This window comes from Shewanella sp. Koi 1 (assembly GCF_052907445.1).
The window spans coordinates 410,527-435,070 of record NZ_JBREJM010000001.1 but is presented as its reverse complement, the minus strand read 5'-3'; the positions used below and the strand labels follow the sequence as shown (position 1 = coordinate 435,070).

General features: G+C 48.7%; 19 protein-coding genes. 12 read left to right on the top strand and 7 right to left on the bottom strand.

The window, feature by feature from the left end:
• Positions 1-213 precede the first annotated feature (213 nt).
• A complete protein-coding gene (locus ACUZ8J_RS02050) occupies positions 214-1,101 on the top strand; it encodes a LysR substrate-binding domain-containing protein (protein ID WP_446692922.1) in 888 nt (295 codons plus the stop codon).
• A gap of 10 nt (positions 1,102-1,111) precedes the next feature.
• On the opposite strand, the gene ACUZ8J_RS02045 is transcribed toward ACUZ8J_RS02050, so the two are convergent.
• A complete protein-coding gene (locus ACUZ8J_RS02045; protein WP_446692921.1) occupies positions 1,112-4,279 on the bottom strand; it encodes a DUF3427 domain-containing protein in 3,168 nt (1,055 codons plus the stop codon).
• Positions 4,280-4,498: 219 nt separating this feature from the next.
• The gene (locus ACUZ8J_RS02040) at positions 4,499-5,614 is read right to left on the bottom strand and encodes a Fic family protein (RefSeq protein WP_446692920.1); all 1,116 of its coding nucleotides are present in this window, start codon (positions 5,612-5,614) and stop codon (positions 4,499-4,501) included.
• Positions 5,615-5,917: 303 nt separating this feature from the next.
• Here ACUZ8J_RS02040 and ACUZ8J_RS02035 point away from each other — a divergent pair, with 303 nt between their 5' ends.
• Positions 5,918-6,736, top strand: a complete 819-nt coding sequence (locus ACUZ8J_RS02035) for a sulfotransferase family protein (protein WP_446692919.1) — start codon at positions 5,918-5,920, stop codon at positions 6,734-6,736.
• Between the two features lie 20 nt (positions 6,737-6,756).
• On the opposite strand, the gene ACUZ8J_RS02030 is transcribed toward ACUZ8J_RS02035, so the two are convergent.
• The 4 genes from ACUZ8J_RS02030 to ACUZ8J_RS02015 form a co-directional block, all read right to left on the bottom strand.
• A complete protein-coding gene (locus tag ACUZ8J_RS02030; RefSeq protein ID WP_446692918.1) occupies positions 6,757-8,181 on the bottom strand; it encodes an MFS transporter in 1,425 nt (474 codons plus the stop codon).
• Positions 8,182-8,288: 107 nt separating this feature from the next.
• Positions 8,289-9,353, bottom strand: coding sequence for a phosphotransferase enzyme family protein (locus ACUZ8J_RS02025; RefSeq protein WP_446692917.1), 1,065 nt, complete (start codon positions 9,351-9,353; stop codon positions 8,289-8,291).
• Complete coding sequence (locus tag ACUZ8J_RS02020; protein ID WP_446692916.1) at positions 9,337-10,218, bottom strand: nucleotidyltransferase family protein; 882 nt, start codon at positions 10,216-10,218, stop codon at positions 9,337-9,339. The genes ACUZ8J_RS02025 and ACUZ8J_RS02020 overlap by 17 nt, the downstream gene beginning before the upstream one ends.
• 145 nt (positions 10,219-10,363) lie before the next feature.
• Positions 10,364-11,860 carry a hypothetical protein gene (locus ACUZ8J_RS02015; protein WP_446692915.1) on the bottom strand — a complete coding sequence of 499 codons (1,497 nt, stop codon included), beginning with the start codon at positions 11,858-11,860 and terminating at the stop codon, positions 10,364-10,366.
• 365 nt (positions 11,861-12,225) lie between these two features.
• On the opposite strand from ACUZ8J_RS02015, the gene gmk reads away from it, so the two are divergent.
• From gmk to ACUZ8J_RS01970, 9 genes are all read left to right on the top strand, one after another.
• Positions 12,226-12,849 (top strand): guanylate kinase, encoded by a 624-nt coding sequence (gene gmk / locus ACUZ8J_RS02010; protein ID WP_041417076.1) that lies wholly within the window; start codon positions 12,226-12,228, stop codon positions 12,847-12,849.
• 58 nt (positions 12,850-12,907) lie between these two features.
• Positions 12,908-13,186, top strand: coding sequence for a DNA-directed RNA polymerase subunit omega (gene rpoZ / locus ACUZ8J_RS02005; RefSeq protein WP_011624339.1), 279 nt, complete (start codon positions 12,908-12,910; stop codon positions 13,184-13,186).
• A 43-nt stretch (positions 13,187-13,229) separates the two neighbouring features.
• Positions 13,230-15,332 carry a bifunctional GTP diphosphokinase/guanosine-3',5'-bis pyrophosphate 3'-pyrophosphohydrolase gene (gene spoT, locus ACUZ8J_RS02000; protein ID WP_446692914.1) on the top strand — a complete coding sequence of 701 codons (2,103 nt, stop codon included), beginning with the start codon at positions 13,230-13,232 and terminating at the stop codon, positions 15,330-15,332.
• 22 nt (positions 15,333-15,354) lie between these two features.
• Positions 15,355-15,738, top strand: coding sequence for a RidA family protein (locus tag ACUZ8J_RS01995; RefSeq protein WP_011718553.1), 384 nt, complete (start codon positions 15,355-15,357; stop codon positions 15,736-15,738).
• A gap of 232 nt (positions 15,739-15,970) precedes the next feature.
• Positions 15,971-17,635 (top strand): AMP-binding protein, encoded by a 1,665-nt coding sequence (locus tag ACUZ8J_RS01990; RefSeq protein WP_446692913.1) that lies wholly within the window; start codon positions 15,971-15,973, stop codon positions 17,633-17,635.
• Between the two features lie 170 nt (positions 17,636-17,805).
• Positions 17,806-18,756, top strand: coding sequence for a calcium/sodium antiporter (locus ACUZ8J_RS01985; RefSeq protein WP_089066759.1), 951 nt, complete (start codon positions 17,806-17,808; stop codon positions 18,754-18,756).
• A 176-nt stretch (positions 18,757-18,932) separates the two neighbouring features.
• Positions 18,933-19,637 carry a tetratricopeptide repeat protein gene (locus ACUZ8J_RS01980; protein WP_446692912.1) on the top strand — a complete coding sequence of 235 codons (705 nt, stop codon included), beginning with the start codon at positions 18,933-18,935 and terminating at the stop codon, positions 19,635-19,637.
• A gap of 83 nt (positions 19,638-19,720) precedes the next feature.
• Positions 19,721-20,800, top strand: coding sequence for a sensor histidine kinase (locus tag ACUZ8J_RS01975; RefSeq protein ID WP_446692911.1), 1,080 nt, complete (start codon positions 19,721-19,723; stop codon positions 20,798-20,800).
• Positions 20,800-21,396 (top strand): response regulator transcription factor, encoded by a 597-nt coding sequence (locus tag ACUZ8J_RS01970; RefSeq protein ID WP_374916407.1) that lies wholly within the window; start codon positions 20,800-20,802, stop codon positions 21,394-21,396. Before ACUZ8J_RS01975 ends, ACUZ8J_RS01970 begins: the two co-directional genes overlap by 1 nt.
• A 5-nt stretch (positions 21,397-21,401) precedes the next feature.
• On the opposite strand, the gene ACUZ8J_RS01965 is transcribed toward ACUZ8J_RS01970, so the two are convergent.
• Positions 21,402-22,517 (bottom strand): DUF1963 domain-containing protein, encoded by a 1,116-nt coding sequence (locus tag ACUZ8J_RS01965; RefSeq protein WP_446692910.1) that lies wholly within the window; start codon positions 22,515-22,517, stop codon positions 21,402-21,404.
• A gap of 216 nt (positions 22,518-22,733) precedes the next feature.
• Between ACUZ8J_RS01965 and ACUZ8J_RS01960 the strand changes: the two genes are divergently transcribed.
• Complete coding sequence (locus tag ACUZ8J_RS01960) at positions 22,734-24,260, top strand: YifB family Mg chelatase-like AAA ATPase (protein WP_446692909.1); 1,527 nt, start codon at positions 22,734-22,736, stop codon at positions 24,258-24,260.
• Positions 24,261-24,544: the final 284 nt, after the last annotated feature.

Here is a 24,544-nt window from a genome sequence, read left to right as displayed (position 1 = left end):
CACCAAGGGAATAGGTTTTTAGTTGCAAAATAGGCTACTATCTTGGTTTAAGATTGATAATACCGCATACATGAAACCCATTGTTGAGCATATCTCAACAGTAATTAGATTCGCTCAGGCACCTCTTTCCAGAGGAGTGCTCCAACACGGGTTATCATTGCCGCAGATCAGCCTGAGCATAAAACCTCACAGCCACAACATTGGAGCCCTTTGATGGATCATTTTTCTGCCCTACCCATTTTTGTCTCTGTAGTGGAATGCGGTAGTTTTTCCGCCGCAGGACAAAAACTTGGGCTGAGCAAATCGGCCATCAGCAAGCGTATTACGCAACTGGAGCAACACATAGGGATTCAACTATTACAACGTACCACTCGCAGTTTGAGCCTGACGGATGCTGGCGCGCGCTATTTCGAATATATTCGCCCCGCTGTGCAGCTTACCCAAGAAGGATTGGATGCAATCTCCGAGCTGCAGCAAACGCCTAAAGGCAATCTGCGAATTTCCGTGCCTATGGTATTTGGCCGCTTGTATATTGCGCCTTTAATCGCTGAGTTTTTAAAACGTTACCCCGATATTCAACTGCAAATGCAAATGGATGATAAGACCACTGATTTAATCGCAGGCGGCTTCGATCTGGCCATTCGAATTGGCGAACTGCCCGACTCCAGCCTTATCGCCCGCAAAATTGTCCCTTGTTTGAGCGTAATTTGCGCGTCCCCCGCATATCTAGCGCAGCACGGTTTACCCATAGTTCCTAACGAGCTAACTCAACACAACTGCTTGTTTTACAGTTACTTTCAAGACGGTGTGGAATGGAGCTTCCACAGTCCCGATGGCATGCAACGCATCCAACCCAAAGGGAACTATCAGGTTAATAATAGCGATGCCATCCATCTAGCCTGTCTCGATGGACTCGGTATCGCCAACCTACCACGCTTTATTGTTGAGTCCGATCTACAGGCAGGGCGTTTACAAACGATACTGGCTGACTTTCCACTCCCCGAACATGGTATTTATGCCGTATATCCGCAGCGAAAATACCTCCCAACCAAAGTGACGGTATTGATTGAGTTTTTAATGGAGAAGTTGGGAAAAATCTAGGAAGTAATATTTAACCCACAGCCAATTTAGCCGCGTCATGCCACATTACATCAGGGATTGGCTGTTCTAATCGCCATGTGACATTCATGGGTTGTGAGCCGTTATGGCTGACATAATGCACTTTGCCAAAATTAACAAATCCCATAGTGCGGCCATTTTCATCTTTTGACTGCTCTCGAACAAACAGCAACACGGTTTTTCCCAGCTTTTGTTGCTCAATATAACTCAGACCTCTACCTAGTTCTGGCCTTGCGCTATTTTGCGATTGCCAGTGGAATAGATGTTCACTAATCGCATAGTCGTGATACATGGTTGTCGGTGAAAACTGCTTCTCTGATTTATTTAACGTCACAAATAAACATTCAAGGTTTTGCTCATTAATCGCAAGTACACCTTCCCTTGAAGGCGATTTAGCAGCAAATGTGCTTGCACCCATCGCCGCTAAAATTTGCTCACGAGTATAACGAGAGTGCACTTTCAACGCTGTGGGTTGGAGTAATTCCAAATCCATTTCTTGATGGTGTATCCGGTTAATCAGTATCGCCAAAACAGACAACAACTCTTCTTGCAACGGCTTATTGCGTAACATCAGCAAGCTAGCCGCTAAACTGTTAACGTTTAAAGCCGTACCTGATTTATCCCAAAAGTTGTAATGACACATCAAAGCAAACTGATTTTGAATAGGATCCACCCCATTAAAGACAAAATCATTTTCGCATAACTGCTTGATAAATTTTAAATAGGATAATGACGTGCAACTGAGTAAGTGGAAGTTAATCGCACGATAATATGCCTTGGCTAAACCCGGCTGAACTGCAGGTTCTGCAATCTTTTCTCCCTGTACAGCCTCGACTAAAAAGGTCCATCCACTTTGGCCATTAATCTTTATGCGATAAATATCTTCAAGGCTCACTTGCGGATTCATGCGTAAAAAATTGCCTAGCGTGAGCGGCAAGTCAGTTTGATGTTTAAAGTTTGCCATTAGACTGGTTAATCGATTGGCATTGAGCGTTGCGCGGCTAATATTACGCAAAATCATCGACTGCGCTTTCTCTTCAAGTTCAATTCGGCACCCTAGCGGTAGATGCGGAAAATCATTGAGAATTTCATCTTTAATCGACTGATTGGTTTTACCGACTAACGCTCTAAATTTCTGAGAAAAATCATATTCATCGCGTGAATTGCCAACAAAATCTAATACGGTACAGCATTGTTTATCATCGGTGAGACGCAACCCTCGCCCAAGTTGTTGCAGGAATATGGTCAAGCTTTCCGTTGGCCGTAAAAATAACAAGGTATCCACTTCTGGAATATCGACACCTTCGTTAAAAATATCCACCACACACAAAATGGATAATTTGCCACTAACTAAGCTCTGCCGCTTTTGTTGCCGTTCAGAGCTATTATCACTGGTCAGTACATCGGCGCTGATCCCCTCCAAATTGAACTTCTTCGCCATATACTCGGCGTGTTCCTTGGTTACACAAAAGGCTAACGCCTTAATATTGCCAATATCATTTACGGTTTCAGCTAGGCTACGAATAATACGCGTCACGCGTTGTTCATTGTGAGTGTATAAATTGCTCAGCTCAGCGACGTCGTATCGGCCACGACTCCAATGTAACTTGCGAAGATCGGTCTCATCATCAATCGCAAAATATTGAAAAGGACATAAATGCCTTTGATTAATAGCTTCGGGTAAACGTATTTCGGCGGCAATGACACCGCAGAAGTCAGCCAGAATATCGACACCATCATGCCGTTCAGGGGTTGCCGTCAACCCAAGTAAAATCGTCGGCTCAAAATGTTCTAATAGTCCTCGGTAACTACTCGCAGCAACGTGATGAACTTCATCAATAACAATATAATCATAAAAATCAGCCGCTAATGGCAAGTTATCAAGTTGCAGATTCAAGCTTTGGATAGATGCGAATAAGTGTTTGTAACTATTTGGTATATGCTCTGCCACCCATAACTCGCCAAATTGATTGTTCTTTAACACACCGCGATAAGCACCGAGGGCTTGCTGTAAAATTTCTTGCCTATGGGCAACAAATAGAAAATTGGCTTCTGGATGTTGCTTATAAAACTGCGCGAAATCGAACGCAGATATAATAGTCTTACCCGTGCCTGTGGCCGCGACGATGAGATTTTTAAAACGACCATGAATGCTTCGCTCTACTGCAAGCTGTTCGAGGATTTCTCGCTGATGCGCAAACGGCTTAATGTCAAAATGAAATGAGCTCGGTTCAGTGCCACTGCCTTTCGCTTCTTTGAGCGCATTGTTTAATTTTTCTTTACTGCTCGCATCACCGCTAAAAAGCTCAAATTCGTTCGATTCCCAGTAAGTTTCAAAGGTACTGAGTGATTTATCAATGATGTGGGGAATTTCTTGGGTGGTGATCTTAAGGTTCCACTCAAGCCCGCTGGTTAATGCAGAATGCGATAAATTTGAAGAACCGATATAACCGGTATGAAACCCCGTATTTCGTAAAAATAAATAGGACTTTGCATGCAGCCTTTCACGTTTTGTGTTGTAACTTAATTTGACTAGGGTATTGGGTAAACTAGCTAGAAACTCGACGGCTTTAGCATCCGTCGCGCCCATATAGGATGTAGTGATGATGCGTAACTCTTTACCGCTGCGTGTAAATTCCTCAAGTTCATTTTTGAAGATGCGAATCCCCGCCCACTTGATAAATGACACCAGCCAATAGATTTTATCCGATGATCGGATCTCACGTTTAAGCTCACTTTCAAGTGATAATCCCGCATTACTCCCGCAAAAAAGCTCACTCTGAGTGAGTCCCGTTAATGGAAATATGGCGGCCGTATATTTAGGTAAATCAGTCGCTATCGGATTTTGTTTGTTAAAAAGAGCCGTGAGGATCCGACCTTGGCTATCGATAAGATTTTCATTAATAAAATCATCATCGTTAATGTGCTCTTTGAGCCACATCACTAACCGGTTAGCCAAACTGATTTGATTGAAGACTTGGTTTTCATCGGCGGGAACTGAATTAATCACATATTCAATTACTTTAGTCAGAAAACGTGAGAGCCAAATACTTGCCTCAGCAACTTCTAGCTTCCTTTCTCCAACAAAAAATATGTTCTTATCTAAGCGCTGCTCAAGGAGTTGAGTAATAAGCTTTTCATAAATCCCGACCTGTTCCATAGCCAGATATGCCCCTAGACAAACAATCAAAGTTGTAGCGAATATACCACATAACAATTTGATTCAAATTGCGATTTGTGGGATGGCTTTATCTTTTGCGATAGAGAGTTAATATAGCCTAGGCTTTAAACTAATCGATTTTTTACGATAAAGGCTGTAATTACACGCGGGAAATATGTTAGGCAGGCGAGCATTTCCCCCACAAAAGCAAACTAGCTTCTACTGCCCACTCGGCAATAAGTACCTTGTACTTCGGCCGCCAGCGTCGGCTTTCACTAAAAAGCCTTGCTCGACCATTTGCGCAAGGTGACGGGTGGCGGTGGCGCGACTCACCTTAGCGACCTTTTGATACTGGCTACTATTCATCCCTAATTCAAAATCGCCATCTAACATCCGATTGAGCACTTTGGCTTGCTCTTGGCTCAATAAGGATTGATCGAGATTTTGCCAATACTGCGTTTTCCGCAGAGTCTTGTTCACCTCTGCCATCGCATTGAGTAAGCAATCATTGAGGGTTTCAAAAAACCATACTAACCAAGGAGTAATATCGACATCTCCCCTTTGAGTGGACTCTAAAATGTCATAGTAGGCTTGGCGACGGGCCAGAATACTGACCGACATAGCGTAAAAACGAATTGAGCGTTTTTCCGCTTGCGCCAAAGCTAAATCAGTCAATAAACGCGTGATGCGCCCATTACCGTCATCAAGCGGATGCAGAGTCACAAACCAAAGGTGAGTTATCGCCGCACGGATAAGCGGATCGATACCCAGACCTTGCCTTGATGCATTAAACCATTCGATAAACTGCGAGAGTTCAGCGTCCAAAGTCGCTCGAGAGGGGGCCTCAAAATGCACCGTTGGTTTATCAATCCGGCCAGAGACAACTTGCATAGGCGTATCGCCACGTAGCACTCCACCAATAACGGGGTTAAACAGCGTATAACCCTGAGGAAATAACTGTTTATGCCAACCTAATATCCGCTCACGGGTTAACTCTGTATCTAAATTTTTTAAGGCATCGAGCATAATGTCAGCCAAACCATCGGTTTGTACTGTGGTCGGATACGGTTTGTCTTCGGACACGCCGAGTTTTTTAGCCAAGGATGAGCGCACCGAAGCCGCATTGAGCTTTTCACCTTCAATGGCACTGGAGTGGATAATGTTAGCGAGTAAGGTGTCGAGTGCTGCGGCTGAGGTTAACTGGCCGTCGTCGTGACTTAGCATTTGCTTGCCGAGCAGTTGGCCCTGATTGAAATATACCTGACGTAGCAGGGCGTCAACTCTGCTGATATTCCAATGAAATTTAGGCCAATCGGCTTGCTGCCAAATCCACATATCCTACCCCATGAGTCAAATAACAAGCCTATTCTACTCACATTATGAGTCAATTAACAAACCTGTTCGCCTCGAAAAATGAGGCAAATAATGCAGATAATCGCCTCATCTTGCCCAAATGCTTCTAGTATAAAGGGATTTATGCTGTTGATTGCCTCTACAAAGCAATACCGACGTAACGACAGCTTTGCGCTGCCAAAACCGACTCACTGCGATATACTGCCAACGTTGATAAACACTCATGTAAAAACCTCATTTACACACCCATCGCGACCACGCTGACAAGAATGCAGAGCCCAATCCATGCCTGATAACGCAACTATTACCACCCTTCCCGATTCTCAAGGGCGTGACTATCGCGCAGATGTACGGCTCAATCAACTACAGTGCGATTCGACTAAATCAAATGACACTAGGCCAAGTACAATCGAGCCAAATGCAATCAAGCCGAGTGCCATCATGCATGAATCGCATGCTGCCGAGCAAAAACAGAAGCTGATTATCATGGGGCTGCCCCGCACTGGGACGACAAGCGTGAGCGTGGCCTTATTGGAGCAAGGCTTAAAAGTGGCGCACATGGCTTTTACCAAAGAAGCCTTTATGCAGGCGGATGCAATTTCCGATACGCCTTGTTTTAGCGATTTCAAACAGTTGGATGGATTATTCCCCAAAGCCAAGTTTGTCTATCTTGACCGAGAGCTAGAATCTTGGGTGCCGTCGATGCAGATGTTACTCAGTCGAATGCTGCCACATTTAGATGTGCAAACCGGCCGATTCCACCCGATTATGAAGCGCAGTTTTCGCCATAGCTTTGGTGTCGGTTTGGTTGAAAACCCGCAAGATGAACAACATCTTATCGATTGTTATCTGCGCCATAAACAAAGCGTGTTGGACTATTTTGCCGGCCGAGATGACTTCTTATCAGTCGATGTGAGCCAGCAAGGCGCCTTCGCCCAGCTATTAGCATTTATGGGCTTAGCCAGCGCCGAAAACCAACAGAACTTTCCTAAACTCAATGTCGGCCGCAATGTGGCTAGTTGGGATGAATATAAACACCCGAATAAGATCAGCGCCAATGCCTCGGGGCCTGAAAAACGTAAGTTCTTCGATTATAAGCTTTAAAACCCTAACGGATAGTAAAGCTAATCAGGGGTATTTCGGCGCTTTACCACAGTTAACCAGTCGAGACTCACGCCCGAAATCGCATTAAAGCCGCGGATACGGAAGATAAGTTGTAGTAACTGCGGCCTTGGCCTGACTTTGGGCTCGACCGAGCGCGGAATAAACCACAGTGTCACAAATGCGCGCAATATGGTCGATACTAAAAACACCACAAAAATCGGGCTACTGAGCCAAGTATTCCAACCCGACCAGACTAAAAAGTCCGCCGCATGGGAGGCAATAGTGCCACCAACCATCGCCCCCACAAACACCAATCCCGCGCTGAGTGACGCTTGCAGCGCCGCATAGGTCGCAAAGTCACTGCGAAAGGGACGAATATCATAAAGGTAATTGGCAGTACTTAAGGTAAAGCCGCTCCACGCGAGGCCCGAAAATGCCTGAATGAGGAGAATATACAGATAGTTATCCGAGAACAGCCACAGTAGCGGCAAGCTTGGGATCATGCAACTGGTAATAATCATCACCAAACGATTGCCAAATTGATCGCTAAATCGCCCCCAAAATTTCAACGTCACAAACTGAGTCGCTATAGAGGCCACGCTCGCGAGCACAAATTCGATATAGCTAAAGTGCAGGTCTTCTAGCATATACACGGCGAAAAACGGCGCCGATATGGCGACCATCGCCTGCATACTGGCCACAAACAAGCTGTACTGGCGAAAGGTTTTATCCTTCCATGCGCCGCGAAAATTGCGAATGGTTTGGATAAAAACGCCCCGCTGCTTGGCCTCGCGCGGATCCGGGTCGTGCATTTGCAATAACAACCAAGCCGAGACAAAACGCCCCATGGCCGCTATTGAAAACAGTAAGGTAAAGCCTAACCAAGCCATTTGCAGCGAATCGGTAAAGGTAAGAATCCCACCGCCAATAAAGAATACGCTTAAGGATGCGCCCATGGTTAAGCGGGTGCGCGCCGCAAAAAAAGTACCACGCCGACGCTCGGGCACGATCGACCCCATCCAAGCACGCCAATGGGGTTGAATAAGATTAATAAAACCGTGATACCCGACGGCAAGCGCGATAAATATCCACACTGCATGATCGGGGCGAAAGGCCGCTAACCCGCCCATCGCCAATACCACAACCGCCTGCAAAGCGGCGCAGCAAACGATAAACCCGCGACGGGAAAAATGGCTCGCTAACCAGACAGAAACTAACTGTGACATCGCCCCGAAGAGCTGCGGTAAACCAGTAACAAAGCCCATTTGCGCAAGACTGGCACCGAGAAAAATTGCGTAAGCATTGAAAAAGTTATCACTCGTCGCCGTCATCATCGATGAAGCCACGGCTTCCTGCTGCGAGCGGCGCAGAGTGCATCTTAACCAGAGATTTCTAGCACTACGGCGCGAACACGTTAATGCAGTGGGAGCTTCTAGGGTGCCCATTACAAGCCAAATCCATATGAGACTGAGGGGTTTTGATGTTGCAATTATGTCGTATATAAGTAAAAAACAAAACGCCCCAAATGGGGCGTTTGCTAACAGAAAGCAGACTAGAAACAGGCTTTAAGTTCAGCCTCTTGGTCGAGCAGGCTTTGATACAAGGTAAACTGATTCGCCGCTCTATCCAGATTATGGCCCTCACGGTGCACGTGGAAATACACGTCACCATTCAGATAGTCCGTTAAAAAACGCACGCCAATCATCAAGCAAATCACTCGTGCCCCGAGCCAGAGGCTACGTTTTTCGACCTCAGTTAACACTTCGCCCAGTTCACTTAAATAACCACGGCAAATGGCGGCAAAGATGGATTGGCGCACTTTGACATTCTCAAGGGCGGTCGAATCTTCGGCTTCGGGCGAGCAGAAGGTACGCACCATATCGCCAAAGTCATACATCAAATGCCCTTTCATGCAAGTATCGAGGTCGATAATTGCCATGCTCGACATGTCGCGCTTATCAAACAGCATGTTGTTGATTTTAGTGTCGTTGTGACAAATACGTAGCGGGAGCTGTGGCGAAATATCGGCGAGCTCATCTAATAAACTCTGCTGTGACAGAGCGTAATCGACCCAGTTACGGCATAAATCTAACCGCTTAGCCTTATCCTGCTGCACCGCTTGGCGCAGCATTTCCATCCGTCCCGGCAAGTGATGAAACTGCGGGATCACATCCTCAAGCTGAGTGGCGTCGAAATCACTCAAGGCACAGGCAAAATGACCAAAGGCCTTAGCCGCCATTTCGGCTTCGGCTTCAGACTTCACCACTTCGATACTTAAACTGTGGGGCAAATAACTGATGGCACGCCAAAAACCCTGCTCCCCCAAGTCGATAGCCAGCTCACCCTCTTGGGTAAGGCAAGGACTCACAACCTGCAAGCCATATTGCTGTTGTAATGCCTTAGCACACAAATGATGGCTAATTTTATCGGCATTGCTTACCAATGCCTGTGGCGTCTTAAACACTTGGGTGTTAATACGTTGCAGAACTAATTCACCCGAGGGCCAACGCACTAACAAGGTATCGTTAATATGACCATTCCCTAACGCTGAGATTTTTGCCTCGTCAGCTTCAATTCCAAAATGAGGCAACACAGACTGCCTAATGAGTTTTATCACTCAATAACTCCATTAATTTTTGCTTTACCCAGACAGTATCCTGCGGATAGGTCACACCGAGCCAAGGTTCGCTGGCCACATCGACAAACACGGGCACACCTTGCTCAATTCCCGCCTGAACCACGGCGGGCAAATAGCATTCAGATTTAGGCAATTGGCCTTGTTGTTCGATAAATTCGATTAATTCACGTTTAATAACATCAAATATGCTTGGCGAGAAGCCCCAACAGGTCATAGAGACCAGCGACTGCGAAGGAAGCGGTGCCAATCCCTCTGGGCCTTCACCGATAAAACCATGATCTTGGGCTTCAATATTCAACCATTCGGCGACGGAGCGCAGTTGCCCCTGCTCCACTTGGCATAAGCCACGATTCACGCCACCGTGCTCGGACAAGGTCAGCTCAATCGGATAAGCCACCATCATCCAATCATGGGGCCTTGCGGTTAATCCCTTCGCTAAAGAAGCAAAGGCGCTGTCGCCATAAAAATCATCGGCATTGATCACAGCCATTGGCCCATTAACACTATCACGGGCGCACCACAGGGCATGAGCAGTTCCCCAAGGCTTTAAACGATGGCTCACATCCGCAAGCTGCGCTTCGGCGGGTAAATCGGTGAGCGACTGATAACAGAAGTGATACTCAAAGTCTGCCGGCAAAAAGCGTATCAATAGCTCAAGGAGTTCCGCTTCCAATTCTGGGCGGATAACCAGCGCTGCACGCTTAAATCCGCTGCGGATCGCCGACTGTATCGATAACACCAACATGGGTTCGCCCGCAGGACCGAGGGAGGCCAATTGCTTATCGCCGCCAAAACGACTACCTAGCCCTGCCGCCATAATGACTAAGGTCAAATCTGTATTCATGTGGGATTAGTGTTCAGTTCGTATTAAAGATATTTTCCCGAACCTCGCCGCAATCGGCTATGCGAGCGCATTTAAAACAAGATTGGAGAAAAAGAGGAGCAAAAGTGTAATCTACCCCTCTAGTCCTGACTAGAATTTTATCGATTTAACGGGCTAAATAATTACCAAAATTGCGATTAGGCTCTAAAACTGCTTGGCTGCCCTTGAGGCTGAACTTGTAACCACATAAACCGATACTGCCACGACGAGCCAGATCTGTGATGATATTGGCCGTATCCAGCGGCGTGAAACGCGCCTCCGTTGCCGAATCGGCAAGCAAATCCACGCTGATCGTGCGATACTCAGTGCCATTATTAAACACCAGCGCGCTACAACTCTTATCGCCCTTGGCCGTAGCAATAGACCACAGCTGTTGCGGCTTACCACGTTCACCTAACCAGCGAATAATTAACACATCTTGCTCTAACGCCACCGAAAAACCATCGGGCATATCTAAGGTTACACGATCGCTTGCGGCAATAGGCGCAGAGGGCACGACAGGAGCAGCTTCTTCAGCCTGTGACTCATCGCTATTGGGCCACAATCCCCACACCAGTAGGACTAACAACACAGCGCCTACCCCACCACCGACGGGCAACCAATAACGGCGCTCAAGCTTAGGTAAAGAAGGCAACTTAATAAAACGTCGATAGGGAGCAAAAAACTCAGCAACGCCTCTAAACAGCTCAGTCATTGAGCCTGACTCTTTCGCCTCGGCGCGGCGACGACGCACTTCTTCAGCATGTTCAGTATCGTTAAAGGCTGCGGTATCTTCATCGGGGTCGAAACGCCATACCGGCTCATCACTGTGCTCGGCTGGGTCGAGTGGTGCGCGTTTAAATTCCGCGCCCTGTAAATCGACTTGGGCTAAATCCACATCGGCGATGTCAATGCGGGTTTGCTCTACTCGCCCCTGATTGGCAGGACGAAAATCGGCGTGGCCCTCGAGTAACGCATCTTGCACGACAAAATCAGCAGGATTTTGCGTCATTTTAGTTAACGCATCGAAACGCAGTTCATCTTGGCGCAAGGCATCCAAGTCGGCATCCACAACGGGGGAAGCGCTTGTAGGTTCAGTATGGGAATAAGTTTCGGCCTCTGTCGATACCGGAATATCCGGCGCAACATGGGAGACATCGGCACTCTGTGCCGCTGCAGCCTTTGGTGTTAATACGGGCTCGACTCGGCGACGGGGAACGGCCTGCGAGGTTGGGATATCTAATGCTGGACCATAATAGCCCAAACGATACTCCACTAAGGTGGGAGAGGTTAAACGTGTGCCCCAAAAGGTCGCTCCAGCGCCCAAGACCAGCCCTAGAATGGCGACTACGGGCGGCGCAGCCACTATATACAGCGCCAGTAAAATCAGTAGCGGCAGAATAAAGACTGCAACCAAGGCCTTAGGCTTAGCCGCATCATTTAAACGGCGCAGCGCAGTAAGGGCGAGCAAAGGTAAGCCCACTAACGCTAAAAGATACATTAAAAAGTTCGCCCCAAACGCGGCGACAGCCAGTGAAATGCTCAAATACACACCAACACTGATGGCCACAAAGCGGGGACGGGAATCACGCCCATGAAGGCAGAAAAGAGATTTTAACAGCACGACCCTTCCTTTATAGTGAAATAATCCTAGCGCACACGACTCTCAATGTCGCATAGGCACGAGCGTAACGAATTTAGCCGCAATTGTCAGTGCTATAAGGCACTAGACGGATAAAAATGCCGATAATATCCATCTAAAACTAAATCAGGCTTAAATCCTCGATTACCAGCCGATGCTGATGTGTAGAGATTTGAAACAAGCAACCTCGAGCTAGCACCTAACCGCTAAAATCGTCAGAGGAAATTCGTGTCGACCACAAAATCACCAATTGAGTGCCATTGTTAGCTAGCGTTTTTAAGGTCAAAATCTGTATAATGCTCGGCTTTCTGGGCCCTTCTTGCGTTAACCAACTGGATATTTTGCTCATGACCGCACGCGGAAATTTATTTATTGTTTCAGCCCCGAGTGGTGCTGGTAAATCCTCGCTGATTTCGGCGCTGCTGAAAGACAAACCTGCCGACATGCAGGTTTCAGTGTCGCACACTACCCGTGCGCCTCGCCCTGGTGAAGTGAATGGTCAGCACTACCATTTTGTTAATGTTGAAGAATTTAAAGCACTGATCGAGCAAAATGCCTTTTTCGAGTGGGCCGAAGTGTTCGGTAACTACTATGGCACTTCACGCCACGTCATTGAGCACACTTTGACTCAAGGTATCGATGTGTTCCTCGATATCGACTGGCAAGGCGCCCAGCAAGTCAAAGCCGTGATGCCAGAGGCCATTGGTGTATTTATTCTACCGCCCTCAAGGGATGAGCTAGAACGTCGCCTCACTGGCCGTGGCCAAGACAGTCAGGAAGTTATCGCCAGCCGTATGGCACAGGCGGTTTCTGAAATGTCGCACTATAAAGAATATGATTTTATTATCGTCAATGACGATTTTGACACAGCACTGGCCGATCTGCGGGCGATCATTCGCAGCCAACGCTTAACGGGTGCTAGTCAGATCCACGCGCAAAATGATATGCTTAACGATCTGTTGGCAGGCTAACTGCCTTAGTGTACAATTTTGCGTCATTTTTTCCCTAGATAAACTGGAGTTTCAACACATGGCTCGCGTAACTGTAGAAGACGCCGTAGAACAAATCGGCAACCGTTTTGATATGATCCTGGTTGCGGCGCGTCGTGCTCGCCAAATCGCCGTGCAGGGTAAAGACCCTATGGTTGAAGAGATGAACGACAAGCCAACGGTTATCGCCCTGCGTGAAATCGAACTAGGTTTAGTGAATGCTCACACTTTAGATGCTGACGAGCGTCAATCAGTGCGTGAGCGTGAAGCTGCTGAAATCGCAGCTGTTGCCGCCATCGCTGAAGGCCGTTCACTATAAGTCTAATTGAGTCACACCTGTTTGGGTAAAGGAGAGCTGCCACTTGTATCTGTTTGAAGGTCTAAAGGAGTCTGCTTCCGGTTACTTAGAACCCGAACAGGTAGAATTGCTCAAGCAGGCGTACCAAGTTGCGCGTGATGCCCATGAAGGGCAAATGCGCACTAGCGGCGAACCTTATATTACCCATCCGGTTGCGGTCGCCCGCATCCTCGCCGAGATGCGTCTCGATCACGAGACGCTGATGGCGGCTTTGCTGCACGACACCATCGAAGATACCTATGTCACCAAAGAGGACTTGGCCGAACAATTTGGCGAAGCCGTGGCAGAGTTGGTTGAAGGGGTGTCTAAGCTCGACAAGCTGAAATTTCGCGATAAAAAAGAAGCCCAAGCGGAAAACTTTCGCAAAATGATGATGGCGATGACGCAGGATATCCGCGTTATTCTCATCAAGCTTGCCGACCGTACCCACAACATGCGTACCTTAGGTGCACTGCGCCCCGATAAACGCCGCCGCATTGCCCGCGAAACCTTAGAGATTTACGCGCCGATTGCCAACCGACTCGGTATCCACAATATCAAGACGGAGTTAGAGGATTTAGGCTTCCAAGCCTATTATCCGATGCGCTATCGGGTGTTAAAGGAAGTGGTCAAAGCAGCCCGAGGTAACCGTAAAGAACTGATTCAAGGCATTGAAGCTGCGATATTAACTCGCCTAAACGATGCGGGCATTAAAGGCAAAGTCAAAGGTCGCGAGAAAAACCTCTACTCCATCTACAACAAGATGCAGAGCAAGGAACTCCAGTTCCAAGAGGTAATGGATATCTACGCCTTTCGCGTCATCGTCGACTCCATCGATACTTGCTACCGCGTCCTCGGTGCTATGCACGGCCTGTATAAACCGCGTCCGGGTCGCTTTAAAGATTATATCGCCATCCCAAAAGCCAACGGTTATCAGTCGCTACATACCTCGTTATTCGGCCCACACGGCGTGCCCGTCGAGATCCAAATTCGTACCGAAGATATGGATCAAATGGCCGACAAAGGGGTTGCGGCCCACTGGGCTTATAAAGGCGGCGCCGATGGTCAAGGCACCACCACGCAAGTGCGTGCCCGTAAGTGGATGCAAAGCTTGCTGGAACTGCAACAGAGCGCCAGCACCTCGTTCGAATTCGTGGAAAACGTTAAAACCGAACTCTTCCCCGAAGAGATTTACGTCTTTACCCCCGAAGGTCGCATTTTAGAATTACCGGTTAACGCCACCGCCGTCGACTTTGCCTATGAAGTCCACACCGATGTGGGCAATACCTGTGTCGGCGCCCGCGTTAACCGCCAAGCTTATCCGTTAAGCCAGCCATTAATCTCCGGCCAAACCGTTGAGATCATTACCGCCAAAGGCGCGCGTCCGAATGCCGCTTGGCTTAACTTTGTGGTGACGGGTAAAGCCCGCGCCAAAATCCGCCAAGTGCTTAAGAGCCTAAAAGCAGACGATGCTATCGCCCTTGGCCGCCGTTTGCTAAACCATGCGCTGGGTAAAACCAAGCTCGATAGCATTCCTGCCGAGCAGATTGATAAAGTCGTGCGCGATACCAAGCACGCCAATTTAAATTCCTTACTCGCCGACATCGGTCTTGGCAATGCCATGAGCATAGTCATCGCCCAACGTTTGATTGGCGATAATTTAGAAAATCAAGAGAGCCGCGATTCCCACCTGATGCCAATCCGTGGCGCCGAAGGCATGTTAGTAACCTTCGCTAACTGTTGCCGCCCCATCCCAGGTGATGCGGTGATTGCCCACGTGAGCCAAGGTAAAGGCTTAGTCGTCCACATGGAAAACTGCGCTAACATTCGCGGTTACCAAGGCGAGCCAGATAAATACATTCCCGTACAGTGGGACAATGTCGAAGGCGTCGAGTATCAAGCCAATCTGCGGGTGGAAATTGTTAACCACCAAGGCGCGCTGGCGAAGATCACCTCGATTATCGCCGCCGAGGGCTCGAACATTCACAACCTTAGCACCGAAGAGCGCGATGGCCGCGTTTACTTGATTAACCTGCGAATTTCGGTGAAGGACAGGATCCATTTAGCTAACGTGATGCGCCGTATCCGGGTACTGCCCGAGGTATTGCGTACATCCCGTAATCGTTGATCATTACTTTAGAGAGAGCGTCATGGCAGAAAAAATCATTATCGCGACCGAAAACGCCCCAGCGGCAATTGGCACTTATTCTCAAGCGGTTAAAGTCGGCAGCACAGTGTATTTATCCGGCCAAATCCCACTGGTGCCAAGCACAATGCAAATCGTGAGCGATGATTTTGAGGCGCAAGTTGTGCAAGTGTTTGAAAACTTAACGGCCGTTTGTACCGCAGCTGGCGGCACGATCAACGATATCGTTAAGCTCAATATCTTCCTAACGGACTTAAGCCACTTCGCAAAAGTGAATGAAATCATGAGCCGTTACTTCAGCCAACCTTACCCTGCTCGCGCCGCTATCGGTGTGAAGCAGCTGCCTAAGGATGCGCAAGTCGAAATGGACGGCGTGATGGAGCTGTAAGCTTCCACCGATTTTACGAGGCGCTTAGGCGCCTTTTTTATTGCCTAATGTGCCCGCGGCTCCTGCTCTGACCTGTGATTAAGTTCATTTTCATTTCATACTCAAACGATAGGCTAGTCCGCCAATTTTAAGATTTTACAATCTTGCAAACTATTTGCGTGGCCTCACAAAACTCGCCATACTGGGCACCTATGTTGGGGTTAAAATAACAATAAAGAACAGGGAATTGCCTATGGATAATGCGATTAAGACGCCAGTTGAAATGTTGGCGCACTGGGCGAATACACGTGGGGATGAGATCTATTTGCGCCAGCCCATCAAGGGTCAATACCTTGATTTCACGTGGAATGAAGTGCAAGAAAAAGTGCAGCAACTCGCGGGTGCACTGCGCCATTTAGGCTTAGAGCCGGGCAATAAGATTGCCGTGCTCTCTAAAAACTGCGCCGAATGGTTTATTACCGACCTCGCCTTGATGCACGGCGGCTATATCAGCGTTCCCATCTACCCCACCGCCAATACAGATACTATCCGCTATGTGTTGCAACATAGTGGTGCCAAAGCGATTTTCCTCGGCAAGCTCGACCACTGGGCCGATCAAGAAGCCGGCGTCGGCGGCGAATTACTCCGCCTTGCCATGCCCTATGAGACCATGCCGGCCCAATATCAGTGGGAACAACTGCTCAAGATGGGCAACCCTCTGATTGAAGCGCCGTTACCTGAGCTTGATCAGACCATGACTCTGATTTACACCTCTGGCTCAACGGGCCAACCTAAGGGCGCGATTCAGACGTTTGCCAGCTATGGCTGGACTTGCCAAGCCGTGGTGCGCGATCTGCGTACCAATGGCAACGACAGATTATTGTCCTACTTACCGTTAGCGCATATTACCGAGCGCGTGGCGATCGAAGGCTCGTCTTTTTATTCTGGCAGCACAGTCGCCTTCGTCGAAAGCTTAGATTCCTTCGTTGCCGATGTGCAGCGCGCTAAGCCGACGGTGTTTTTCTCGGTTCCACGGCTGTGGAGCCTGTTCCAGAAGAACATTATCGACAAGATTGGTGTTGGCAAACTCAATCTATTGCTAAAAATCCCACTGATTAGCAGCCTAGTAAAACACAAGATCCACAAAGGGTTAGGACTCAACCATTGCCGCTTACTCGGCTCTGGCTCGGCGCCTATTCCGCCCTCTCTTATTCACTGGTACCACAGCATTGGCTTGGATATCTGCGAAGCCTGGGGGATGACGGAAAACTGTGCTTACTCCATCATCAACTATCCCTTCGATGTGCGCAAAATCGGCACTGTGGGTAAACCCGTGCAGGATTGCCAAATCCGCCAGGGTGAAGACGGCGAACTGCTACTGAAGAGTCCCGGCCTGATGACGGCCTATTATCTGCAACCCGAAGCAACAGCAGCGGCCTTCGATCCCGATGGTTTTTTCCATACTGGCGACCTCTGCGCTATCGATGCCGATGGTTGTGTGACTATCACTGGCCGCGTGAAGGACAACTTTAAAACCGCTAAGGGTAAATACGTCGCTCCAGTGCCAATTGAACGTAAGCTCGCGCAGGATCCCCATGTGGAGCTGATTTGCGTTATTGGTTCTGGTCTGCCGCATCCCGTCGCATTAGTGCAACTTTCCGAGGGCGCGACCTTACAAGCCCGCGAGGAAGTTCGCACATCTTTAAAAGCGACCCTCGATAGCGTGAACCCACATTTAGAGTCCCATGAGCATGTGGATGCGATTGTGGTCGTGAACGAGCCTTGGACCATCGAAAACGATGTGCTAACTCCGACACTGAAGATCAAACGTCATGTGCTCGAGAAGGCATTTAGCGAACGTGTCGACGGTATTCGCGGTGCGCAAGTACGCTGGGAAGATGAGTTATCTGCAAAATAACCCATCGAATCCTGACGTAATGACACTCACCTCTAAAGCACACCTTTTCGGTGTGCTTTTTTATGACATATTCTGTCAAAGCGTTTGAAAAACACGTATCATGTGCGCCTGTCAGCGTAAGGTGATACACCTTAAATCAATTCACTTAATTAGGTTTAACAGAGTCTAAAATGCTCATTGCACTTTCAATTATCGGCGGCTTTATCATTTTAACCTTAGGCGCAGAAGCCTTAGTCCGTGGCGCGAGCTCCATCGCCCTACGTCTTGGCATTACGCCACTCATCATAGGCTTAACCATTGTGGCCTTTGGTACCAGCGCGCCCGAACTTGCGGTGAGTGTCAAGTCAGCACTGGCAGGTAATAGCGGCATTGCGCTGGGTAACGTGATTGGCTCTAACATCGCCAACATTGGTTTGATTTTGGCGATTACAGCTCTTATTCGCCCGATTCAAGTACAGTCACAGATGGTAAGACGGGATATCCCCTTGATGATCCTCGCCTCTATGCTGTTTTGGGGATTGTTATTGGACGGCGAACTCAGCCTGATTGACGGCGTGATTTTATTATCGCTGCTTGTTGGCTACCTCGTATTCAGCTATTTCAGCTCGAAAAATACCACAGATGCCGATGGTGAAATCATCGAAGAAGGCCCTAAAAACCCATTACTCTCAGTGGCCTTTATTGTTGTAGGCATCGGCATGTTAGTCGGTGGCGGGATTTTATTTGTGAACGGTGCGGTCGATTTAGCTAAAGTGTTTGGCGTGAGTGAAGTCATTATCGGCTTAACCATTGTCGCTATCGGCACCAGCATGCCAGAGTTAGTGACCTCTGTTTTAGCGGCACTCAAAGGTGAGAGCGATATCGCTATCGGTAACGTGGTTGGCTCTAACCTATTCAACATTTTAGGTATTTTAGGTGTGACTGCGATTGTGCACCCAGTATCAGCCTTAGGTTTCCAATCCTTCGACTTTATCGTGATGCTTGCCTTAGCCGTGGTGATTTTACCCTTCGCTTGGTCGGGACTACGCATCGGTCGCCGTGAAGGTGTCACGCTGCTTGTCGCTTACTTAGGCTACATGGTTTACCTCGTCAATCAAGCCAGCACCCAAGCGGTCGTTTAACACGCTGCGCCTTGCCTTACAAAACACCGGAGCTTCTCCGGTGTTTTACTTTTAGGCCTAAGACATGACATTTGTCATGCCCAATTGATGACCTTTGTGCCTGCACTCAGGCCAAGGTATTTCTGATAATGAAGCCGTCCCCAAGCAATGGGTTATCACTTCAATAAGGAAATACCATGAAAACATTCTTACTGTTATCAAGCCTTGCCCTCGCCTGCGCGCCCGTATTCGCGGCTTCCAACTCGAGTCTCAATATCGCAGAAGTCGACAAAGCGGCAAGCACCTTGAATATCGAAAAATTACAACAGCTCAGCACGACAACACAGGATTACGAAGCAGCCTATGCCAACTATCGTTTAGCCATCACCGCCAATGTTATGGGGCAAAAAACCTTGGCGGAACAGGCCTTAACTTCGGCGCAAACCAGCTTAGAAGCCATCAACAATACCCAAGCCGATGCCGAGTCCCTCGCACTATTATCGTCCGTTTACGGCATGCAAATCGCCTTGGATAACAGCAAAGGCGCCGAGCTTGGGAGCAAATCCGCCCATGCCATCGCTCAAGCCGAACAGCTGGCACCGCTTAATCCGCGGGTCGCATTAGTAAAAGCGATTGCCGCCTATAATACGCCCGCCATGTTTGGTGGCAGCATGCAAGTTGCCAAGACGCTCGCCAGCAGCGCCATTGAACGGTTTAATCAACCTTGCGAGGACATTTGCTGGGGTGAGGCCGAAGCTTACACTTGGCGTGGACTCGCAAAACAGGAATTAGGCGACACCCAAGGGGCGATTGAAGATTGGCAACAGGCGCTGCAAGTGGAAAAAGATTATGGTTGGGCTAAGTTTTTACTTCAGCAAAATCAGCAAATAAGTGCAAAATAATCCCAGAACAGGCAAAAGGATTGGCTGACGTTTGCGGCCAATCCTGCCATCGGTAGCCAGCTATTGGCCTTAGGCGAAGCGTTATGACTCAACACTCAGTGCAAATAGAACAAAAAATCGCATGGGTTTACCTGATAAACCTGGCGTTTTACCTGATCCCGTTGTTTGTCACGCCCTATCCGAGCTGGCAGATTGGACTCATTTTAGCCGTACTTATTCCCTTTATTTACAGCTACTTTTGGGCCTATCGCTGCCATACTCGTGTGGCTTATCGACCCATCAGCGTCATGCTATTACTGGCGATTGCCATAACACCCATCAATCCTGGCTCTATTTCTCTCTTTACCTTTGCCAGCTTCTTTATTGGCTTCTTCTATCCACTCAGAGTCAGCCTGCTAAGTTGGTTTGGAATTTTGGCTTTATTGTTCTTACTCAACCACTTCAGTCAGTTCAACAATCTGTATTTTCCGCTGTATGGCTCGGCGTTAGTTTTCGGCGTTGGCATGCTGGGGATTGCCGAGCAAAAACGTTATCAACATAGATTAAAGGAGCGACAAAGCGCGCAGGAGATTAGCACCTTAGCGACCATGGTTGAACGGGAACGCATCGCCAGAGACTTGCACGATATCATGGGACACAGTCTGTCATCGATTGCCCTAAAAGCTGAACTGGCGGAAAAACTGCTCGCCAAACAAGAATATCAATTAGCGACCACTCAGCTGCAGGAGCTAGGACAAATCGCTCGGGAGAGCTTGAGCCAAATTAGGCATACAGTCTCAGATTATAAACATAAAGGGCTGGCCAGCTGCGTCACACAATTATGTCACTCCCTGAGGGACAAGGGCATCGCGGTGGAGCTGCTAGGCGAGTTACCCAAATTGTCCGCCAGAGCAGAGAGTCAACTCGGTTTAGTGTTAACTGAGCTGGTGAATAATATTCTGCGCCACAGCAGCGCCAGCCAATGCCGCATTCAGTTTCGCGAGCAAGCCGATAGCCTTATCGTCGACGTGCAAGATAACGCCCCAACAAGCCCTATTATCGAGGGTAACGGCCTAACAGGGATCCGCGAGCGGCTCGCTAGCCTTGGGGGACATTTTTGCTATGATCTTGAACAGGGATACGCCTTTAGCGTCAGTTTACCTTTGCAAGGAGCAACAGATTAATGCACATTCTTCTCGCGGAAGATCAGGCCATGGTGCGCGGCGCGCTCGCAGCACTGTTAACCCTAGCGGGCGGTTTTACCATTACCCAAGCCAGCAATGGCGATGAAGCCTTAAACCTGCTGAAACAACAAGATTTCGATCTACTGCTAACAGATATCGAAATGCCGGGAAGAACAGGTTTGGAGTTGGCAACTTGGCTTAAAGAACAGCATAGCCATACCAAAGTTGTCGTTATTACCACCTTTGGCCGCGCAGGTTATATAAAACGCGCCATTGAAGCAGGCGTGGGCGGCTTTTTACTGAAAGATGCGCCCTCGGAAACCTTAGTCCATGCCATTCAACAAGTGATTGCGGGTAAGCGGATTATCGATCCTGAGCTGGCAATCATGGCGATTGGCGATGTCGACCCTCTCAATGATAAAGAGCGCCGCGCCCTACGTTTTGCCAGTGAAGGTAAATCCACCGCCGAGATAGCCGAGATGCTGTTTATTGCCGAAGGCACGGTACGTAACTATCTATCCGAAGCCATTGCCAAACTCAATGCGAGCAACCGAATCGATGCCGCCCGCATCGCCAAGCAAAAAGGTTGGTTATAGCTCTGCTAGTTGTCATAAATGCAGTAAATGCGGTCGAATTTTCCTAAGGCTAAATCATCCCGGTGGATAATAAAATTCAACTGCATAGAGTGCTCACTATAGACGGCTTTGAACAGCACCAGATAATCTTCAGCATTGCCGCCTAATTCAGCCGCAGCGTGGAGTTCGGGGGCTTTATAGCGGCTATCACCATGGCCATTAATGCTGGCGATACCATTGTAATACGGCAGCGGCTGCTCGGGGACGAGCAATGCCCGAAAGTTGGATGACTGCCAGTCGGTATTAGCCCATTGCGATTGAGTGAGAATCTGACCAGGGATAAACCCGTGCTCATTCAATTGTATCAGCTCATAGCCCTTGAGCTGATCTTGCCACTCAGGTACCAATTCATCATCCACAACCGCTAGGGCCTCTAGCACCATAGCTTGTTGCGGTTCAGGCAGCGCTTGTAAACGGGCCTTGGCTAACCTTACTAAATGCGGGTTGTCACTATTAATCATGTCAGGGGCTATCATCTTAATGCTGGCAATTCCCTGAAGTTGATAAGCCTCTTCATACTCATAGTTTGCACATACAGCATCGTCGAACTTAAGTTCGGCAATCGCTTTGCCAGAGTTCAGTTGCTGATCTTCAGCGACATAATAGACATGGCCGCGAAGTATTTCCGAGAATCGCCAGCGATCCAAAAAGAACAATAATCGCCCTTCTCGAGGCAAATAAGATTGAAACGCCTTCAGGTCGCTACAGTTGAGCTGTGCAATAAATTGCATGGGCACACGGAAGGCCTGCGCCGCCTCGTCCCAGTCCCAATCCTGCGACCAGCAATAATGCTCCTCGATATACTCGCGAGTGTGGTCGAATTCCTCAGCGTAAGCATCCAGCATCTCCTCCCTTCCAACCAAAGTCACCGGATAATCCATGCCTATAGGCAAATCCGGCAATCCACCCAGTCGGCTGTTACCTAACAGGGCATAGTCTTCGTTTGCGCAGGGATAGAGATCGACACTACTGCGAATAAACGCCGAGAGGACGTTGGCAAGCTTGGGGTCTTTAAACTGTGCCAGCTTTTGCTCGAGTAGCTGCTGACGAATGGGGGAATTTTCTGCTAACAACATATCCATATTTACCTCACTGCTCCAATATTGGCTTTTTATCATTTTTATCAAATATTTGCTATCGCTTAACCGTTAAAGCTGCCAACGCTGTCACGCTAACACTAACGCCTGAGTCAGCCGCTTGCTGCTCTGGTGGACAGCGATCCTGTGAATTGAAAACCCTTAGGCGAATTACTGCTACACTCAAATTCTGCGCAAAAAGATCAACAAAAGGATTTGTTTATGGCGATAGCCTGCGTGCATACCCGAGCCAGTTGCGGTGTTGAGGCTCCAGAAGTCATAGTGGAAGTGCATCTCAGTAATGGTCTACCCGCCTTTAATCTGGTGGGCTTACCCGAAGCCTCGGTTAAAGAAGCGCGCGAGCGTGTACGCAGCGCTTTGATCAATGCGGGATTTGAATTCCCCATGCGCAGGATAACGGTTAATCTCGCGCCAGCAGATTTGCCCAAACAAGGAGGCCGTTATGATCTGCCCATCGCCATAGGTATTCTGGCGGCTTCGGAGCAAATCCCCGCCAGCAGCCTTAAAAAGACCGAATTTGTCGGCGAGCTCGCGCTCTCGGGGCAGATACGCCATTGCCAAGGATTACTGCCCGCCATCATTGCGGCTAAACGTCATAATAATCAGTTAATTCTTCCCTTAGAGAATCGCCACGATGCCGAGCTTGTGGGCTATCACGGAGTCTATTTTGCTTCCCATTTGCAAAGCCTAGCCGCATTTCTCCACGGACAAGCGCCATTGCCTATGCTTGAGCAACAGCTCGAATGGATTAGCGATGAGGCGCCAACCACCCAGCCTTGCCTCAGCGACGTCATAGGCCAGTATCAAGCTAAACAGGCCCTCGAAATCGCCGCGGCAGGAAACCACAACCTGTTGATGCTCGGCCCGCCGGGAACCGGTAAAACCATGTTAGCGAGCCGAATTATGGCGCTACTGCCCATACTCAATTACGAAGAGGCATTAGAGGTCGCCGCCATCCATTCGGTGGCGGGCATTAATATCAAACCGCAGGATTTTCTAAAGCGGCCATTTCGTGCGCCGCACCATACCAGTTCGTCCATCTCCTTGGTCGGCGGAGGCAGCATTCCTAAACCGGGAGAAATCTCCCTCGCCCATCGCGGCGTGTTATTTTTAGATGAGGTCGCCGAGTTTCCCCGCAAGGTACTCGATTGCCTGCGTGAACCCATGGAAACGGGCGAAGTAGTGATCTCCCGCGCCGCCGCTAAGTTAACCTTTTTAAGCCGCTTTCAGTTGATCGCCGCCATGAATCCCAGTCCCAGCGGCGATATTGAAGGGACGAACCGCGCCACACCCGATCAGGTTCAGCGCTATCTCGCCAGACTCTCGGGGCCTTTTTTAGATAGATTCGACCTCACCATCGAAGTCCCCAAACTTCCCGCAGGTACACTCACACAGCCAACAAGTACCAGCGAAACCAGTGATGAAATCGCTAAACGAGTCAAACGCGCCCGAGATAGCCAACTCGCGCGAGCTGGCGTACTCAACAGTGAACTCTCGGGAAAACAGCTAAAGCAATTCAGCGGCCTTAGCGACGCCGACTTAAGCTTTTTAGAACAGAGTGTCGTCAAGCTTGGGTTATCCGTTCGCAGTTTTCATCGCATTCAACGTGTTGCCCGCACCATTGCCGATCTGGAACAAGCCCCCAATACCGAACGGCGCCACTTAGCCCAAGCCTTAGGTTATCGCGCCATGGACAAGCTATTAGCTCGCTTATCCCAGCAGTATTGAGGCTCTAAATGTTATACCAATCGTATTAAATATCTGTTCATTCAGCGGGAATTAAACGGGCTTTAGACAAGGCGAAGGCTTGAAGGCATAGTGGCGCTCTGTCGAAAGCCTTAAACGCAGTATAAAGCACGTTCAACCCCGCCCTTCGGGAGCCTCACAAGCATCTCACTCCCGTGTTACATTGACTTAAAAGGGAATAACCATTTCTGCGTCAATGCGCCTTGGATTGAGATGCCTGTGAGGCTCTGAACTGATTAGATATTTAACGTGATTGGTATTAACAA